This window comes from Acinetobacter sp. ANC_7503, from assembly GCF_056780035.1.
This window is the reverse complement of sequence record NZ_JBWYJA010000002.1, coordinates 39,254-53,765: the sequence shown is the minus strand read 5'-3', so window position 1 is coordinate 53,765 and position 14,512 is coordinate 39,254. Positions and strand designations below refer to the sequence as shown.

17 protein-coding genes are annotated in these 14,512 nt (G+C 38.6%); 11 read left to right on the top strand and 6 right to left on the bottom strand.

The features are described from left to right. Nucleotides 1-646 precede the first annotated feature (646 nt). From dapA to purC, 3 genes are read left to right on the top strand one after another with little or no spacing between them, the layout of a single operon-like run. A complete protein-coding gene (gene dapA / locus AC1M9M_RS04170) occupies nucleotides 647-1,546 on the top strand; it encodes a 4-hydroxy-tetrahydrodipicolinate synthase (protein WP_481595695.1) in 900 nt (299 codons plus the stop codon). A 17-nt stretch (nucleotides 1,547-1,563) separates the two neighbouring features. After that, a complete protein-coding gene (locus AC1M9M_RS04165; RefSeq protein ID WP_481595694.1) occupies nucleotides 1,564-2,169 on the top strand; it encodes a lipoprotein-34 precursor (NlpB) in 606 nt (201 codons plus the stop codon). Between the two features lie 37 nt (nucleotides 2,170-2,206). Beyond that, nucleotides 2,207-2,926, top strand: coding sequence for a phosphoribosylaminoimidazolesuccinocarboxamide synthase (gene purC, locus AC1M9M_RS04160; protein ID WP_092766585.1), 720 nt, complete (start codon nucleotides 2,207-2,209; stop codon nucleotides 2,924-2,926). Nucleotides 2,927-3,344: 418 nt separating this feature from the next. On the opposite strand, the gene AC1M9M_RS04155 is transcribed toward purC, so the two are convergent. The 3 genes from AC1M9M_RS04155 to AC1M9M_RS04145 all read right to left on the bottom strand — a co-directional run bounded on the left by AC1M9M_RS04155 (nucleotide 3,345) and on the right by AC1M9M_RS04145 (nucleotide 6,469). Then, nucleotides 3,345-4,619 carry a replication-associated recombination protein A gene (locus AC1M9M_RS04155; protein WP_481595693.1) on the bottom strand — a complete coding sequence of 425 codons (1,275 nt, stop codon included), beginning with the start codon at nucleotides 4,617-4,619 and terminating at the stop codon, nucleotides 3,345-3,347. A gap of 102 nt (nucleotides 4,620-4,721) precedes the next feature. Continuing rightward, nucleotides 4,722-5,906 (bottom strand): PQQ-dependent sugar dehydrogenase, encoded by a 1,185-nt coding sequence (locus AC1M9M_RS04150; protein ID WP_481595692.1) that lies wholly within the window; start codon nucleotides 5,904-5,906, stop codon nucleotides 4,722-4,724. Nucleotides 5,907-6,016: 110 nt separating this feature from the next. Then, nucleotides 6,017-6,469: a YcgN family cysteine cluster protein gene (locus tag AC1M9M_RS04145; RefSeq protein WP_035264867.1), complete on the bottom strand. Its 453-nt coding sequence runs from the start codon at nucleotides 6,467-6,469 to the stop codon at nucleotides 6,017-6,019. Nucleotides 6,470-6,659: 190 nt separating this feature from the next. Between AC1M9M_RS04145 and AC1M9M_RS04140 the strand changes: the two genes are divergently transcribed. The 7 genes from AC1M9M_RS04140 (at nucleotide 6,660) to AC1M9M_RS04110 (ending at nucleotide 10,800) form a co-directional block, all read left to right on the top strand. Next, complete coding sequence (locus AC1M9M_RS04140) at nucleotides 6,660-6,818, top strand: DUF1328 domain-containing protein (RefSeq protein ID WP_035264869.1); 159 nt, start codon at nucleotides 6,660-6,662, stop codon at nucleotides 6,816-6,818. A 229-nt stretch (nucleotides 6,819-7,047) separates the two neighbouring features. Next, nucleotides 7,048-7,785, top strand: coding sequence for a dienelactone hydrolase family protein (locus AC1M9M_RS04135; protein ID WP_035264872.1), 738 nt, complete (start codon nucleotides 7,048-7,050; stop codon nucleotides 7,783-7,785). A 62-nt stretch (nucleotides 7,786-7,847) separates the two neighbouring features. Then, entirely contained in the window at nucleotides 7,848-8,216 is a 369-nt protein-coding gene (locus AC1M9M_RS04130) for an HIT family protein (protein ID WP_265596980.1), read from the top strand. A gap of 106 nt (nucleotides 8,217-8,322) precedes the next feature. Continuing rightward, nucleotides 8,323-9,354 (top strand): A/G-specific adenine glycosylase, encoded by a 1,032-nt coding sequence (gene mutY / locus AC1M9M_RS04125; RefSeq protein WP_481595691.1) that lies wholly within the window; start codon nucleotides 8,323-8,325, stop codon nucleotides 9,352-9,354. A gap of 46 nt (nucleotides 9,355-9,400) precedes the next feature. Continuing rightward, entirely contained in the window at nucleotides 9,401-9,937 is a 537-nt protein-coding gene (locus AC1M9M_RS04120) for a M23 family metallopeptidase (protein WP_481595690.1), read from the top strand. A gap of 29 nt (nucleotides 9,938-9,966) precedes the next feature. Then, nucleotides 9,967-10,212: a hypothetical protein gene (locus tag AC1M9M_RS04115; RefSeq protein WP_481595689.1), complete on the top strand. Its 246-nt coding sequence runs from the start codon at nucleotides 9,967-9,969 to the stop codon at nucleotides 10,210-10,212. Between the two features lie 18 nt (nucleotides 10,213-10,230). Next, nucleotides 10,231-10,800 (top strand): DNA-3-methyladenine glycosylase I, encoded by a 570-nt coding sequence (locus AC1M9M_RS04110; RefSeq protein WP_481595688.1) that lies wholly within the window; start codon nucleotides 10,231-10,233, stop codon nucleotides 10,798-10,800. 5 nt (nucleotides 10,801-10,805) lie between these two features. Here the strand turns inward: AC1M9M_RS04110 and AC1M9M_RS04105 are convergent, their stop codons facing one another. Beyond that, nucleotides 10,806-12,248, bottom strand: a complete 1,443-nt coding sequence (locus tag AC1M9M_RS04105) for an aminotransferase-like domain-containing protein (RefSeq protein ID WP_481595687.1) — start codon at nucleotides 12,246-12,248, stop codon at nucleotides 10,806-10,808. A 94-nt stretch (nucleotides 12,249-12,342) separates the two neighbouring features. Between AC1M9M_RS04105 and AC1M9M_RS04100 the strand changes: the two genes are divergently transcribed. Then, entirely contained in the window at nucleotides 12,343-12,753 is a 411-nt protein-coding gene (locus tag AC1M9M_RS04100) for a hypothetical protein (RefSeq protein WP_481594536.1), read from the top strand. 18 nt (nucleotides 12,754-12,771) lie between these two features. Here the strand turns inward: AC1M9M_RS04100 and AC1M9M_RS04095 are convergent, their stop codons facing one another. Together AC1M9M_RS04095 and dapB are read right to left on the bottom strand one after the other, a co-directional pair. Beyond that, nucleotides 12,772-13,422, bottom strand: a complete 651-nt coding sequence (locus AC1M9M_RS04095) for an START domain-containing protein (RefSeq protein ID WP_481595686.1) — start codon at nucleotides 13,420-13,422, stop codon at nucleotides 12,772-12,774. A gap of 55 nt (nucleotides 13,423-13,477) precedes the next feature. Continuing rightward, nucleotides 13,478-14,299: a 4-hydroxy-tetrahydrodipicolinate reductase gene (dapB, locus tag AC1M9M_RS04090; protein ID WP_035264896.1), complete on the bottom strand. Its 822-nt coding sequence runs from the start codon at nucleotides 14,297-14,299 to the stop codon at nucleotides 13,478-13,480. Nucleotides 14,300-14,512: the final 213 nt, after the last annotated feature.

Here is a 14,512-nt window from a genome sequence, read left to right as displayed (position 1 = left end):
GCCCGATTATCTATGTAAGTCAATGAAAGTGAGAGTTATCAAATGGTGTAATAAAATGTAATCAAAATAAGATTAAATTTCATACCTCTTGCCAACCAAAATAAATTCTAGTCTTCAAAACGATTAATTATTTTTTTTATTTAGGAAAAAACCAAGAAAAATCTATTATAAAATCTATAAGTATTAGAATAGTTTAACCTTTAAGTAAAAAAAATAAGACGTTTTATAAATTATAATAATCACATAATTTAAAAATTATTAGTCTATTCACCTGTATATACATACATCTTAAATCTGATGTAAGTGATATAAGCTATTAATTCAGGGTAAATTGGTCAGATTTTAGTTCGAATTTTCATTTTTATCCGCAATACTTTCATAGACGAACATCTATCTTCACTGTAATTTAAATGCCTAACCATAAGGTCTTAAAATTGCTTTTTTTAAAAAAAGTTACTTGTTTTAACTAAACTTTTTTTTGACTGAAGTGAATTCATATTGTTCTTATTGGTAGCTTAGTTCATAATTTGCATACGCATTACCCAGTATGCAGGCATATTGGATCGTGATATAAATCAAAATACATACCCATCCAAACTTCGCTTCTCAACCTTCACTGGATGGAAAAATAGGATCGTGTTTTAAAATGACTACTCAGCAAGCTCAGGTAATTCAAGGCTCAATCGTCGCAATCGTCACTCCAATGTTTGAAGATGGAACTGTTGATTGGAAGGGTCTCGAGAAGCTTGTTGAATGGCACATTGAACAAGGTACAAACAGTATCGTTGCCGTGGGAACAACAGGTGAAGCTTCGACCTTAAGCATGGCTGAACACACTCAAGTGATCAAAGAAATCATTCGTGTAGCCAATAAACGCATTCCAATTATTGCCGGCACAGGCGCAAACTCAACGCATGAAGCGATTGAGCTTACCAAAGAAGCTAAAGAGCTTGGTGCAGATGCTGCACTTTTAGTAACGCCATATTATAACAAACCGACTCAAGAAGGCTTGTATCAGCATTACAAAGCAATTGCTGAAGCTGTTGATTTACCGCAAATTCTTTATAACGTACCTGGCCGTACTGGCGTTGATATGAGCAATGAAACTGTAATTCGTCTTGCTGATATTCCTCAAATCGTAGGGATTAAAGATGCAACAGGTGATGTTCCTCGCGGTGCTGAGCTTTTAAAAGCACTTGAAGGCAAAGATATGGTGGTCTATTCAGGTGATGACGCAACAGCATATCAACTGATTGAGCATGGTGCGAAAGGTAATATTTCTGTGACCGCTAACGTCGCTCCAAAGCAAATGAGCCAAGTGTGTGCCGCTGGTTTAGTGGGTGATGTAGCTCAAGCAAAAGCAATTAATGATCAAGTTGCAAATTTACACGAAATTCTATTTTGTGAATCAAACCCAATTCCTGTGAAATGGGCACTTCATGAAATGGGATTAATTGGTACAGGTATCCGTTTACCACTTACTCCATTAGCAGAACAATATCGAGCTTCACTGCGTGATGCATTAAAAGCTGCGAGCATTATTTAAAGAAGAGTTTAACAACTATGCAACTACGTTTTGGTTTACCCCTTGCCCTTTCAGCCCTCAGCATGGTCGGTTGTAGTACGATTGGTATCGATAATGGTTCACTCGATTATAAAAAATCTACTGCACAAGCCCCGCTTAAATTCCCTGAAGGTTCAATGGTTAGACCAGCAACACCGCTTTATCCAGCGCCTGTTGTTGAACAGCTTGCAATAGACAATGCGCCACAAATGATTAATAAGCGAGGTAATCGTTTTGAGCTACCTCGTCCTAATGTGGCACCAACCATTTCTAATCCTGTTGAGAGTGAACAATCAACTGCTGTCGGTCGTCCACAACTTTTAACTGATGGAAATGGCAATCCGTTGATCAAAATTGACGGAAATTCTGCTACAATTTGGCAATACACAATCGCCACCCTCAGTAGCCTCAACTACAACTTTGTCAATCAACCTAAGAATCCCCATTCCGCGACAATTCAAGTGGATGGTGAAAGTTTAGTGCTTAAACTGACATCTGTAGGTTCGAGTCATACCTTGGCCGTGTTTACCCCAACTAACGCGTTTGCAGACAAACAAAAAGCTGCGAGCCTGTTAACCCAGATTTATCAAAACTGGCCAGCCTAGTCGTTCTAGGCATATTTTTTCTGAAAAAGGTTCCACCATGTTAAAACAAACCTTGCTCTATACTGGTAAAGCTAAATCCGTTTATGAAACCGATAGTGCAGACCACCTGATTTTAGTCTTTCGTGATGATGCCTCAGCATTTAATGGCGAAAAAATCGAACAGCTAGATCGCAAAGGTAAGGTGAACAACCGTTTTAACGCCTTTATCATGGAAAAACTTGCAGCTGCAGGTATCGAAACTCATTTCGAAAAACTTTTAACACCAAACGAAGTTTTGGTTAAAAAGTTAAACATGATTCCAGTTGAATGTGTAATCCGTAACTATGCAGCTGGTTCGCTTTGCCGTCGTTTGGGTGTTGAAGAAGGTTTAGAACTTACACCACCTACATTTGAATTATTTTTCAAAGATGACGCTTTGGGCGACCCAATGGTGAATGAATCTCAAGCCATTGCTTTAGGTTGGGCTACTGCTGAACAACTTGAGCGTATGAAAGAGTTAACTCACCAAGTAAACGTGGTGTTAAAAGATCTTTTTGCTCAAGGCAACATGCTTTTAGTTGATTTTAAACTTGAATTTGGTGTGTTCCATGATCGTATCGTTCTTGGTGATGAATTCTCTCCAGATGGTTGCCGTCTATGGGACAAAGATACCAAGAAAAAATTAGATAAAGACCGTTTCCGCCAAGGTTTAGGTGGTGTGGTTGAAGCTTATGAAGAAGTTGCTACACGTATCGGTGTTGACCTTTCTGATATCTAAATCAAAATTTAGATAAAATGAAGCCGAGTCATATGACTCGGCTTTTTTGTATCTGTTGATATTATTTTTATATTTTCAAATTGTTCTTATACATTCATTATTTTTGTTAAGTCGCATTACCAATGCTCTCTCCTCATTGGTAATGCTATTAATTTATCGAATCGATATTTAAATAAGATGACAAATCTGGGGTTTTGATCATTAAAAAACTCAATTGTTTTTTTGTTTTTAAATTTACATCCATTAATCGAATAAATTAATGCTATTTATTAAAATGATCGTTTTTACAATATTACTAAGTTCAACTAATATATTTTTATACCAGGCAACTACAGGAGTTGGTGGCTCAAGAGAGAGACTGTAGTTGCCGACCAGATGAATCGCTTTTCGCCCAGCTTCCCATAGAACTGGGCTTTTTTTATTGTTGTTGCTGCTCTTGCTGCCAACGTCGCTGCTGTAAACGCTCTGCTTCGACTTCACGCTTATTACGAGCTGATTCGTACAATTTGGTGCCTTTCAGCTCTGGAGGCATATAATCCTGCAACACGAAATGTTCTGGATAGTGATGTGGATATAAGTAATCTACACCATATCCCTGCTCTTTCATTAACTTGGTTGGAGCATTTCTTAAATGCAATGGAACTGGAAGATTTGACGTACGTTCAGCCAACTCTAATGCTTTATTGATTGCTAAGTAAGTGCTGTTACTTTTCGCGCTTGTGGCCAAATACACTGCACATTGTCCTAAAATAATACGGCATTCTGGCATCCCAACCGCTTGAACGGACCTAAAACACTCCCCAGCCAATAACAACGCATTAGGATTAGAATTTCCAATATCTTCCGAAGCGGCTATCAACATCCGACGCGCAATAAAGACTGGATCTTCTCCCCCTTTTAACATTCTCGCCATCCAATATAGTGCAGCGTCAGGATCACTTCCACGAATTGATTTAATGAATGCTGAGACTAAATCATAGTGCTGCTCACCAGATTTGTCATATCGCGCAATATTTTGTTGAGCTACTTTCACCACGATGGCATTGGTGACAATATTTTCAACATCTGCTTCAAATGTGCTCGCAATGAGATCCAATAAATTCAGTGCTTTACGAGCATCACCTGAGGCAAATTGAATTAATGCATCATATTCTTCGATGTGAATATGACGGTCTTTCAAAAATTGGTCTTGCTTGAGTGCACGTTCAATTAAATGTTGAATATCATGCTCAGATAATGCATTCAGCGTATACACCTGACAGCGCGACAACAAAGCATTATTGACTTCAAAAGAAGGATTTTCTGTGGTTGCACCAACCAGAGTAATCTTGCCTTTTTCTACTGCGCTCAGTAAGGCATCTTGTTGAGATTTATTAAAGCGATGAATTTCATCAATAAAAACCACTGGCACAATGAGATCGCCACTTTCCCCAATGATTTCTCGAAGCTCTTTAACACCAGTGTTGAGTGCAGACAAGCTAATAAAAGTACGATCTACAGCTTGAGCTAACAATAGCGCAATGGTGGTCTTGCCGACCCCTGGAGGCCCCCAAAAAATAATCGAAGGTAAATGTCCTTGGTCAATCATTTGACGTAAAGGTGCGTCTTCACCAAGTAAATGATCTTGTCCGATAATCTCAGACAAATCACGTGGACGTAAGCGTTCAGGTAGCGGAATTTGTGTATCGGACATATTTTTTATAGATCTCAAAGTGCTGTTGACTAGTCTACTATGTAATAGTCAAATTCCAATATTAATAGTCAAAACAACCATCACTATTCAACATTTTTCATTTTACTCAGATTCGAGTTTTGCTTTTAATTTGAATAAATAAGCTTGCGGTCCATCTTCTATTCCCCAAATTGTGCCATCCTTCGCTTCATGCAAGTCTCGTACTCGAACCCCCATATCCAAGCGCTGAATTTCTCGTACAGGTTCAGATTGTGGATCTACCACAATAATGGCTTTCGATGATAATCCACCGATTAAGGCTTTGTTCTTCCATTGTGGAAAATAGTTAGATTTATAAAAAATCAGACTCGAGGGTGAAATCACTGGAGACCAATCAAGTTTAGGGGCTATAAATTCAGGTCGCGTTTCATGATTCGGAATCTGTTTCCCATCATAGTGATCACCATTAGATACAATTGGATAGCCATAATTCTTACCTTTTTCAATAAGATTGAACTCATCGCCACCTTTAGGGCCCATTTCTGCCACCCACAAACGATTTTGATGATCAAATGCCATACCTAAAGGATTACGATGACCTAAACTCCAAATCTGCGCTGAGACACCACCTTGCTTGGCAAATGGATTAGATTCTTGAGCACGACCATCATCATACAAATATACAATTTTACCTAGATTAGACTGCATATCTTGTGCAGGCTGAAACTTCTGCCGTTCCCCTGAACTAATCCATAAATTCGCTTGCTGGTCAAACACTATACGATGTGCATAATGCCCCTGACCCGACACTTTAGGGACTTGCTCCCATATGCGTTCGATATCCGTCAGTTTCGGTGCTTCGATATTCGATAAATCCAATTTCGCTCGGATTACCACTGCACCAAACAATCCATTTTTTTCTTCGGCATAACTGAGATATAACCAAGCGTTATTATTGAAATTAGGATGAATCGAAACATCACCTAACCCACCTTGTCCGCCATAAGCAACTTGAGGCACAGCAGCCACGTTAAAACTACGTTTTGATTGTGGGTCAAACAACTTAAGTATGCCTGACTTTTCTGTAATTAACAGTTGACCATTTGGTAAAGTTGCAATCGCCCATGGTTCATTAAATAGAGCAATTTTTTCAACTTGATATCGTTGTTCTTGAGCTTTTGAATTCTCGTTTTTGACTGTTGATTCCTGCGGATTCTGTGCTTCACTGGCTTTATTTTGATTGGCATGACACGCCATTATGATTCCGCTCAAACCAACAATCCAAATCAGTTTTTTAGCTTTTAACATGCCTTTCCCTTTTTAAATCCTTGAATATCAGTCTCAAGGATTAAACGGCAATGATCATTTTAAAAGTGTTTTTATATTACAAAATATGTGCAGTCTAGCAATTGAATGTATTAGCGTACCCACCGCACGATGTATTCATCTATTTCATTTTCATCAACAAGCTGTTCAGATATACAACGACCTGCTACAGATTTTCGAGCACTAATCACACTTTGTTTATTGCCTGTCACCAAGTGATGCCAATTCGGTAGCTTTTTACCTTCATTAATACGTCGATATGCACAACTCGAAGGTAACCAGCGTATTTGTTGTAATTTTTCAGGCGTTAACTGAATACAGTCAGGTACATGCACCTGACGATTTTCATAATCTGAACAATGCCCCGTCTGACAATCTAGAAGTTTGCACGCAACTTTGGTATATGCGATTTCTTCGGTTTCATCATCTTCTAATTTAACCAAACAACACATACCACAACCATCACACAGTGCCTCCCATTCTGCTTGGTTCATTTCAAACAGTGAATAATGTTTCCAAAATTCAGGGCGTAAAGATGTGCTCATGATTCAGCTAAATATCAAAAATTTGAGTCAGTATATCACTAATAATTCTCATAAAATTTCATCAATCTCAGTTACAGTTGATTAACTAAAGAATATCAATACTCTACGTTAAAATACCCTTTGTATACATTTTGCTCAGTTTATTTTCTTATACTGAATGAACATTAATAAAAATTTATGGAGAATCAAAATGTTCCGTTGGGCGATTATTTTTGCAGTGATTGCATTGATAGCAAGTTTGCTAGGGTTTGGTGGTGTAGCAGGCTTATCTAAAGATTTCGCAATTATCTTACTTGTGATTGCAGTGATTCTCGCAATTGTAGGCTTTATCTCAAGAGGCAAAGTCTAGTGTTCTTAATCACTAGATTAAATTGAAAACACAAGATTGATGAAAAGAAGAAGGTACTCCTTCTTCTTTTTTTATTTCTTTTTATCTGTTCATTGATACGCGTTTTATATATTCCAATCTTTCATAAATTCTCACATTTGATTTTACTTTCTTATTGCAAATTCATCACTTCGGAAAACATTTATGCTTTAATCTTTGCTGATTTTCATAAACGAAAGGACTTTCAATAATGACTTCAGCAATTCAAACAAGAGAAATTCAGTATAAAGCGGCAGATGGTACTCAATTGATTGGTTATTTTGCCGCACCTGAAAACTCTTCAGGAGCTGCAGGTATTATTGTAGCCCCAGAGTGGTGGGGTCGTAATGAATATACAGAACAACGTGCTCGAGAACTTGCAGAACAAGGATATGCTGCTTTTGCCATTGATATGTACGGCGACAAAAAGGTAACCACTGAAGCTTCTCAAGCAAATGAGTGGATGATGCAAACTTTCGCACAGCCTGAAACGATTGTACAACGCGCTACAGCTGCGTTAGACACTTTATCTGCACAGCCTGAAGTTGACGCAACTCGATTAGCTGCGATTGGTTTTTGTTACGGCGGAAAAGTTGTTTTAGATCTTGCTCGCTCTGGTGCGAACTTAAAAGCAGTTGCTACCTTCCATGCTAATTTATCTGCGCAAACACCTGCTCAACAAGGTCAAGTAAAAGCTGAAATTCTGGTTTTGCATGGTGAGCTAGATAGCATGGTCACGCTAGATGATGTGGCACAATTTAAAGAAGAAATGTTTGCAGCTCAGGTGCCACATGAGGTCATTATCTTTGAGGATGCAAAACATGGTTTTAGCAATCCACAAGCTGATGAACGGGCAAAAGCCAATGGTGTAGATCTCGGTTATAACGCTGAAGCTGAGGAAAAAAGCTTAGCTGCGATGTATGAGTTACTGTCGCGTCACTTAGATTAATTACTTTCAAAGTTTATTAGCGCTAAGATTATTGAAGAAAGAAGATAAAATATAAGAGGAATATAAGGATGAGTGAACAATGTACTTATTGCAATCACGATGAATATGATGTGATTGATAAAAATGAATTCGGTGTGATTTTGCCAGAACAGCAGCCGTTGACTAAAGGACATTCCGTTATTATTCCTTTACGTCATGTGAGTTCTTTTTTTGAAATTACCGATAAAGAGCGTAAAAGTTTACAGTCGTTGTTAGAACTGGCACGTAACGAGTTAAAAATCCGTCATCATCCGGAAGGCTTTCATATCGCTTTTAATGATGGCAAAGTTTTTGGCGATGAAGAGTCGGAACATTTACACATCCATATTATTCCTCGTTACAAAAACCAACCGCTTAAATTAGATAGTCGTTGGGGCATTATTCAAGAGTAATGTTGATTTTACAAAAAGGCGCAATATGCGCCTTTTTTCATGCTTTTTTAAAAGGTCTTTGCCTAGATTGGTTATACTGAGCACAGATTGTATTAATGGTATTTTCATGTTTTCTTTTTCAACTGCGTTACTGGATTGGTTTGATGTACATGGTCGACATGACCTGCCATGGCAAGTCGCAGATGATCCTTACAAAGTTTGGGTCTCTGAAATTATGTTGCAGCAAACCCAAGTGAAAACTGTTCTGAAATACTATGATCGTTTTATTGAGCGCTTTCCGACGGTCACCGATTTAGGTCATGCTACTTGGGATGAAGTTGCTCCTTACTGGGCAGGTCTAGGCTATTATGCGCGTGCTCGCAACCTGCATAAAGCAGCCACAATCGTAAGTCAAAATGGACATTTTCCAGAGACTTTAGAAGCTTGGATGGCCCTGCCAGGAATAGGTAGATCAACTGCTGGTGCATTGATGTCACTTGGATTACGCAAATACGGCGTGATAATGGATGGAAATGTTAAGCGTGTTTTAGCACGTTTCTTTGCCATTGAAGATGATTTATCAAAGCCTGTCCATGAACGTGCAATGTGGGAATTAGCCGAGCAACTCTGTCCTGAACAACGCAACCATGATTACACGCAAGCCATTATGGATTTGGGTGCAACAATTTGTACTCCTAAAAAACCACTTTGCCTGTACTGTCCAATGCAGTCAGAATGCCAAGCTTTAAAGCAGGGTCTGACACAAGAGTTACCATTTAAAAAGCCAAAAAAAGCAGTGCCTATAAAGACTGCGGATGTTTTATTACTGCGAAGTACTGAAAATACATGGTTATGGCAACAACGTCCGCATTCAGGCTTATGGGGTGGTTTATGGACCTTACCCATCATTGATGAAACTTCAGAATTTAGTCAATTGACTCAGCAATATGGTTTGGTGAGTAATCAATTACCAACTCAAATTTCACACAGTTTCACCCACTTTACCTGGTTACTGAATGCACATATTTTCCATGTTGATCTCGACCAGATGGAATACCTCCAAACAGAATTAGGAGGTGAATGGCTCGCTCCACAAGTTGTAACAGAAATGGGCATTCCAACTGCGATGAAAAAATTGATCTCAGCCGTGAAATTGTGACATAGTCGATTCAAATAAGTGTGACTGTATCAATCAAGGAGTTGGAGTGACTAAGTATTTGCGACATTACATCATCCTAAGTGTAGCTATTTTACTTGTTGCCTGCAGTAGCCAACCTCCAAAACAAACGCCGCTTGACCCAACCCTCGTTGCTCGCTTACATATGCTTCCTTTGGACCGCAAATTACCTATCCCAGTACAAGGTGTAAAAGCGAGACAACTGACAGACACTTGGGGTGCATCACGAAGTCACGGTCGAACACATGAAGGCATTGATATCTTGGCGCCTCGTGGTACAAAAGTTTATAGTGCAACTGATGGAATTGTTCGCAGTATGCGCGATAATAAGCTGGGTGGGAAAGTCATTTGGATTTTAGGACCCGCTGGTTCTTGGCATTATTATGCGCATTTAGATCAGCATAAAAAAGGTCTCAATGAGGGTGACTTCGTGCGACGAGGTGACCATATTGGTTATGTCGGCAATACGGGTAATGCTCGACATACTGCCCCTCATTTACATTATGGAATTTACTTAGATGGTCGCGGTCGAGGCCCTGTCAATCCATACCCTTATTTACGTTAAATTAAAGTTTTTATTATTAGGAAGTTTTCATGTCAGAAGCCTTGATTAATCGTCTAGTTGAATTTGCAGAATCTGGCAATCAACAACGTATTGTCTTAAAAGGACAAAGCCATCAGGGCTGGATTATGGAAATTACCGAAGAAGCTCTGTTGATTAGCACTGGGTTTGCAGATAAAGCAGGTAAAGATTTCTGGATTAATTTTTCGGATTTAGAACAAGCAGAGTTGTTCTTTTGGGACAATCAAAACGATCAGTGGGTTGCTTTTACCATTTGATCACTTCGGAGCATTCGCATGACGATTCAACGCTGTGGCTGGTGCTCCGATGAGCAGATTTATATTAATTATCACGATCAAGAGTGGGGTGTGCCTGTATATGATGAACACACCTTATTTGAAATGCTCTGTTTAGAAGGTCAGCAAGCAGGACTCGCTTGGGTTATTGTTTTAAAAAAACGCGAGCGATATCGATATCATTTCTTTCAATACACCATTGAAGAAATTGCGACTTTTACAGATGAGCATTTAATCGAAATAGCACAAGATCCGGGAATAATTCGTCATTTAGGTAAATTAAAAGCGATTCGAGATAATGCTCGAGCATGGTTGAATATGCGCCAAATCATGCCTGATATGGTCAAATGGTTATGGAGTTTTGTAGGACATCAACCCAAAGTTCATTCTGTGCCAGACTATCGCTTAGCACAAACACAAAGCGAATTAAGCCTGCAACTGTCTAAAACTCTAAAAAAGAATGGTTTTAAATTCGTCGGTCCAACCATTATCTATTCTTATCTGCAAGCGGTAGGAATGATTGATGATCATGAAAATCACTGCTTTAAAAAGCTTAGTTTAGCGCCATAATCTTTTTAAGAAGGTGCTTGGGATGATGACCTCATTTTTTGTTTCACCCAATCCGCTAAAAACACGATGGAGTCATGAATTTCATGAGTTAGTTCATGCCCTGCATTTAAGCGAATATAATTTTTATAACGGCGTTCTTCTCCAAAAACATCACCGGGAACAATGTTAATACCATGTTGACGTGCAGCATAATAGAGTTCTAAACCATCAATATGTGTCGCCAATTGCAGCCATAAAACATAACCACCATCCGGCTGACTTAACCCAATGTCGATCCCGTGAAAAGCGTTTAATATCGTTTTTCGATATGCATCAACTTGATGATTTAATTTTGGTTTTAATCGGAGTAGATGCTCACGATAGGCTCTACTATACATCAGGTCAGCCAAAGCCAATTGCAAAGGTGTATTCACACTGACATTTTGAATGACAATTTGACGATGCAAATATTTAAGCCTCGGCGGTAAACAAAACCAACCTACTCGATATGCGCTGGACAATGATTTTGATATTGAACTGCATAAAATGACATAGCCTGCTTCATCCCAATGCTTAATCGGTAAAGGTCTTTGTAAATTAAAACTACATTCAGCATAAATATCATCTTCAATCACATAGCATTGATATTGTTCAGCCAATTGCACAATCTTCTGCTTATCATGATTAGAAAGCTCAAATCCTAGTGGATTTTGATAATTCACAGTCAATAGACAGGCTTTGGTATCGGGGTGCTGCATTGCTCTTTCTAAGCGTTCTAAATCAAAACCATCCACATTTGCAGGTATCTCAATCAACTTGCGTTTCAGTGTCCCTAACAACTGTAATTGACCATTAAAATTTGGGGTTGGAATCACAATGCCATCCCCTTCCTTGGTCAAGAGCTGAACCACGAGTGATAACGCAGCCATACAGCCATTGGTGATATAAATCTCGTCTGGATTGATATAAAAACCATCTTCAGCCCAATGGTCTGATAAAGCTTGTCTCAATCTCAAATGCCCTTGTCGATTACTGTAAAGGAAATCTTCTGGTTGACTGTGTTTTAAAGCACGTTGAATTGACTTTCGGATTGCATCTACAGGCACGTGATTTGGAGAGATTTGTACTGCACCTAAATGAATTGATCGATTATTGGTTGAAGACTCCTGTATTTCAATTTGCAAATCTAAGTTACTGATATCCTTTGCTTCAGCTTCAAATTCACGATGATAAGGCAATACTGGTTGATCATTTTTGGATTTCAAATGTTGTACAAAATAACCTGATTTATTTTTAACAGTGATGAGCCCTTCCGATTCCAATAATGCATAACAATTTTTTGCTGTATTTAAACTGACGGCATGTAATGCTGAAAATTGCCGAAGGGAAATGAGCTTCTGTCCTGAACACAGTTCTCCACTCAGAATTTTCTGTTTGATATGTTTGGCTAAGATTTGATACTGAAACATGAACTGTGCTCATTTTTATAAAATGTGTGTATCTGTATCTATAAACCTAGCAAATTTATGATGGTCTTACAGCTAAAAACACACAGGAGGCCATATGAACAACGATAAATTATATTTGATATTACCCTTGGTAACACTTTTGACAGCTTGCCAACCAGAGCATGCAATCGATCAAGTTGCACTTGAGCAAAAATTTATTTGTACATCATTAATTGATGGCTTCTTGAAAGTGACGCACAACAGTCATTATCGTTTTACAAAAAGTATTGAATCTCCAGAGCAGGAGAAAATTTACCTTTACACCGTATCTTCTGATCATGCGGTCAAGCTCAATAGTCCCACACAAAAAAATTTAAATTTTCAATGTGATGATTCCAAAAAACAGACCTACCAAGTTTTTCTATTGGATCAGGCATCTAAGACAAAGCAACCAATTTTGAGTTTTCATTTGCCTCAAGCAGCAGAGTTAAAGCAATTTACAGCTTACACTTTGAAAAATGATTAAATGCCTGATCTAAAGTCATTATTTCAAAATATCTGGTAACGATATCTGCACAGATTGAGATTTTGCTAATTCAGTTTTCATTTTTTGCAACATTTGATAAGGCTGCTGTTGTACAAACATATTGGTCACACTTTGTGGAATTGCACCTTCTGGATCCGCATATCCTGAAGTGCTGACCTTCACCTTATTCGGTCCAATCTGTTCAAAGCTCCAGTCTCCAACATAGTGTTGCAGCCGAATATACTGAGGATTCTTCGATTTTCCCGTTTGCGAAGCTTTATTCTTAATATGAATAATACCTTTTGAATCCTTATACATTTTCCCTTGCACAATCAGATCTCGATCTTTCAAAGGAAATGGAAAATCTAACACCATGTAGAGTTTAAATTCCCCTTGCTTCAAATCTTGAGAAATCACCTGTGCTGAACCGACATTGGGTACCCATGATTTTGCATTTTCCACATCCAAAACTATTGCAACTGCTCTTTCGAGTGAAGCATCCACTACTGTTTCAGCACGATAGGACAACACAGGATGATCAGGATTTTGCATCGTCCACACTTTAATATTGTTTTTGTTAATGGTGAGTCGAGAGGCTTCATTGGCTTGAACTTGGCTTGTCAGGCCAATGGCACTGACAAGCAAGCAGATCATAGAAATTTTCTTCATTTTTATTCTTCATATTTAACATTATTATTTAGATGATCACGCAGTATTTTTAAACTTAAACTTTGATATCGTTGAAGCCTAAAACGTCTTTCATGTCATATTTTTTCGGTGCTTTACCGACAACCCAAGCAGCGGCACGTACTGCACCTGCAGCAAAATTCATGCGGTTCGTGGCTTTATGTGTGATTTCTACACGTTCACCTTCACCAATAAACATTACCGTATGTTCACCCACAATATCGCCACCACGAATGGTTTGGAAACCAATACTTTGACGTTCACGAGGACCAGTATGCCCTTCACGGTGATACACCGCATCTTGCTTCAAATCACGACCTAATGCATCAGCAATCGCCTCACCCATCATTAAAGCAGTACCTGATGGCGCATCAACTTTATGACGATGATGTGCTTCGATCACTTCAATATCGACACTGTCACCAAAGACTTTAGATGCTAATTCTAAAAGTTTAATGGATACATTCACGCCTACGGAGTAGTTTGCTGCGTAGACTACAGGAGCAATCGTTGCACTTTCATCTAAAAATGCTTTTTGCTCATCGTTCATTCCTGTCGTACCGATCACTAATGCAACACCAGCCTCACGGCACAGTTTCAAATGCTGTTCAGTTGCAACTGGTGCAGTAAAGTCAATAAATACATCACAATCATTTAAAACATCTTGGATATCACCCACGACTTTCACACCAAGTGTACCAATACCCGCTAATTCGCCTGCATCCGCGCCAATAAGGCTACTGCCTGGACGCTCTACCGCTGCTGCTAATTGATAACCAGCATCTTGAACTGCTTGAATCAATGTACGACCCATACGGCCACCAGCACCTAAAATTCCAATACGCGGAGCGACAGACATAACCTATTCCTAGTGTTGCTTTAAAATTGTTCTTACTATAACAAAAGTCTATACATACGCTAAGTTTATCGATATAAAAAATTATGCTGTCTTTTAAGCATTTGATTTGAACCTTAATCGAATAATTAGATTAAATTAAGAAAAATATTCGGTTTTTTATATTTATAAATTTTAACTATGATCAATGCCATGAAATTCAACACTTTTATAAGG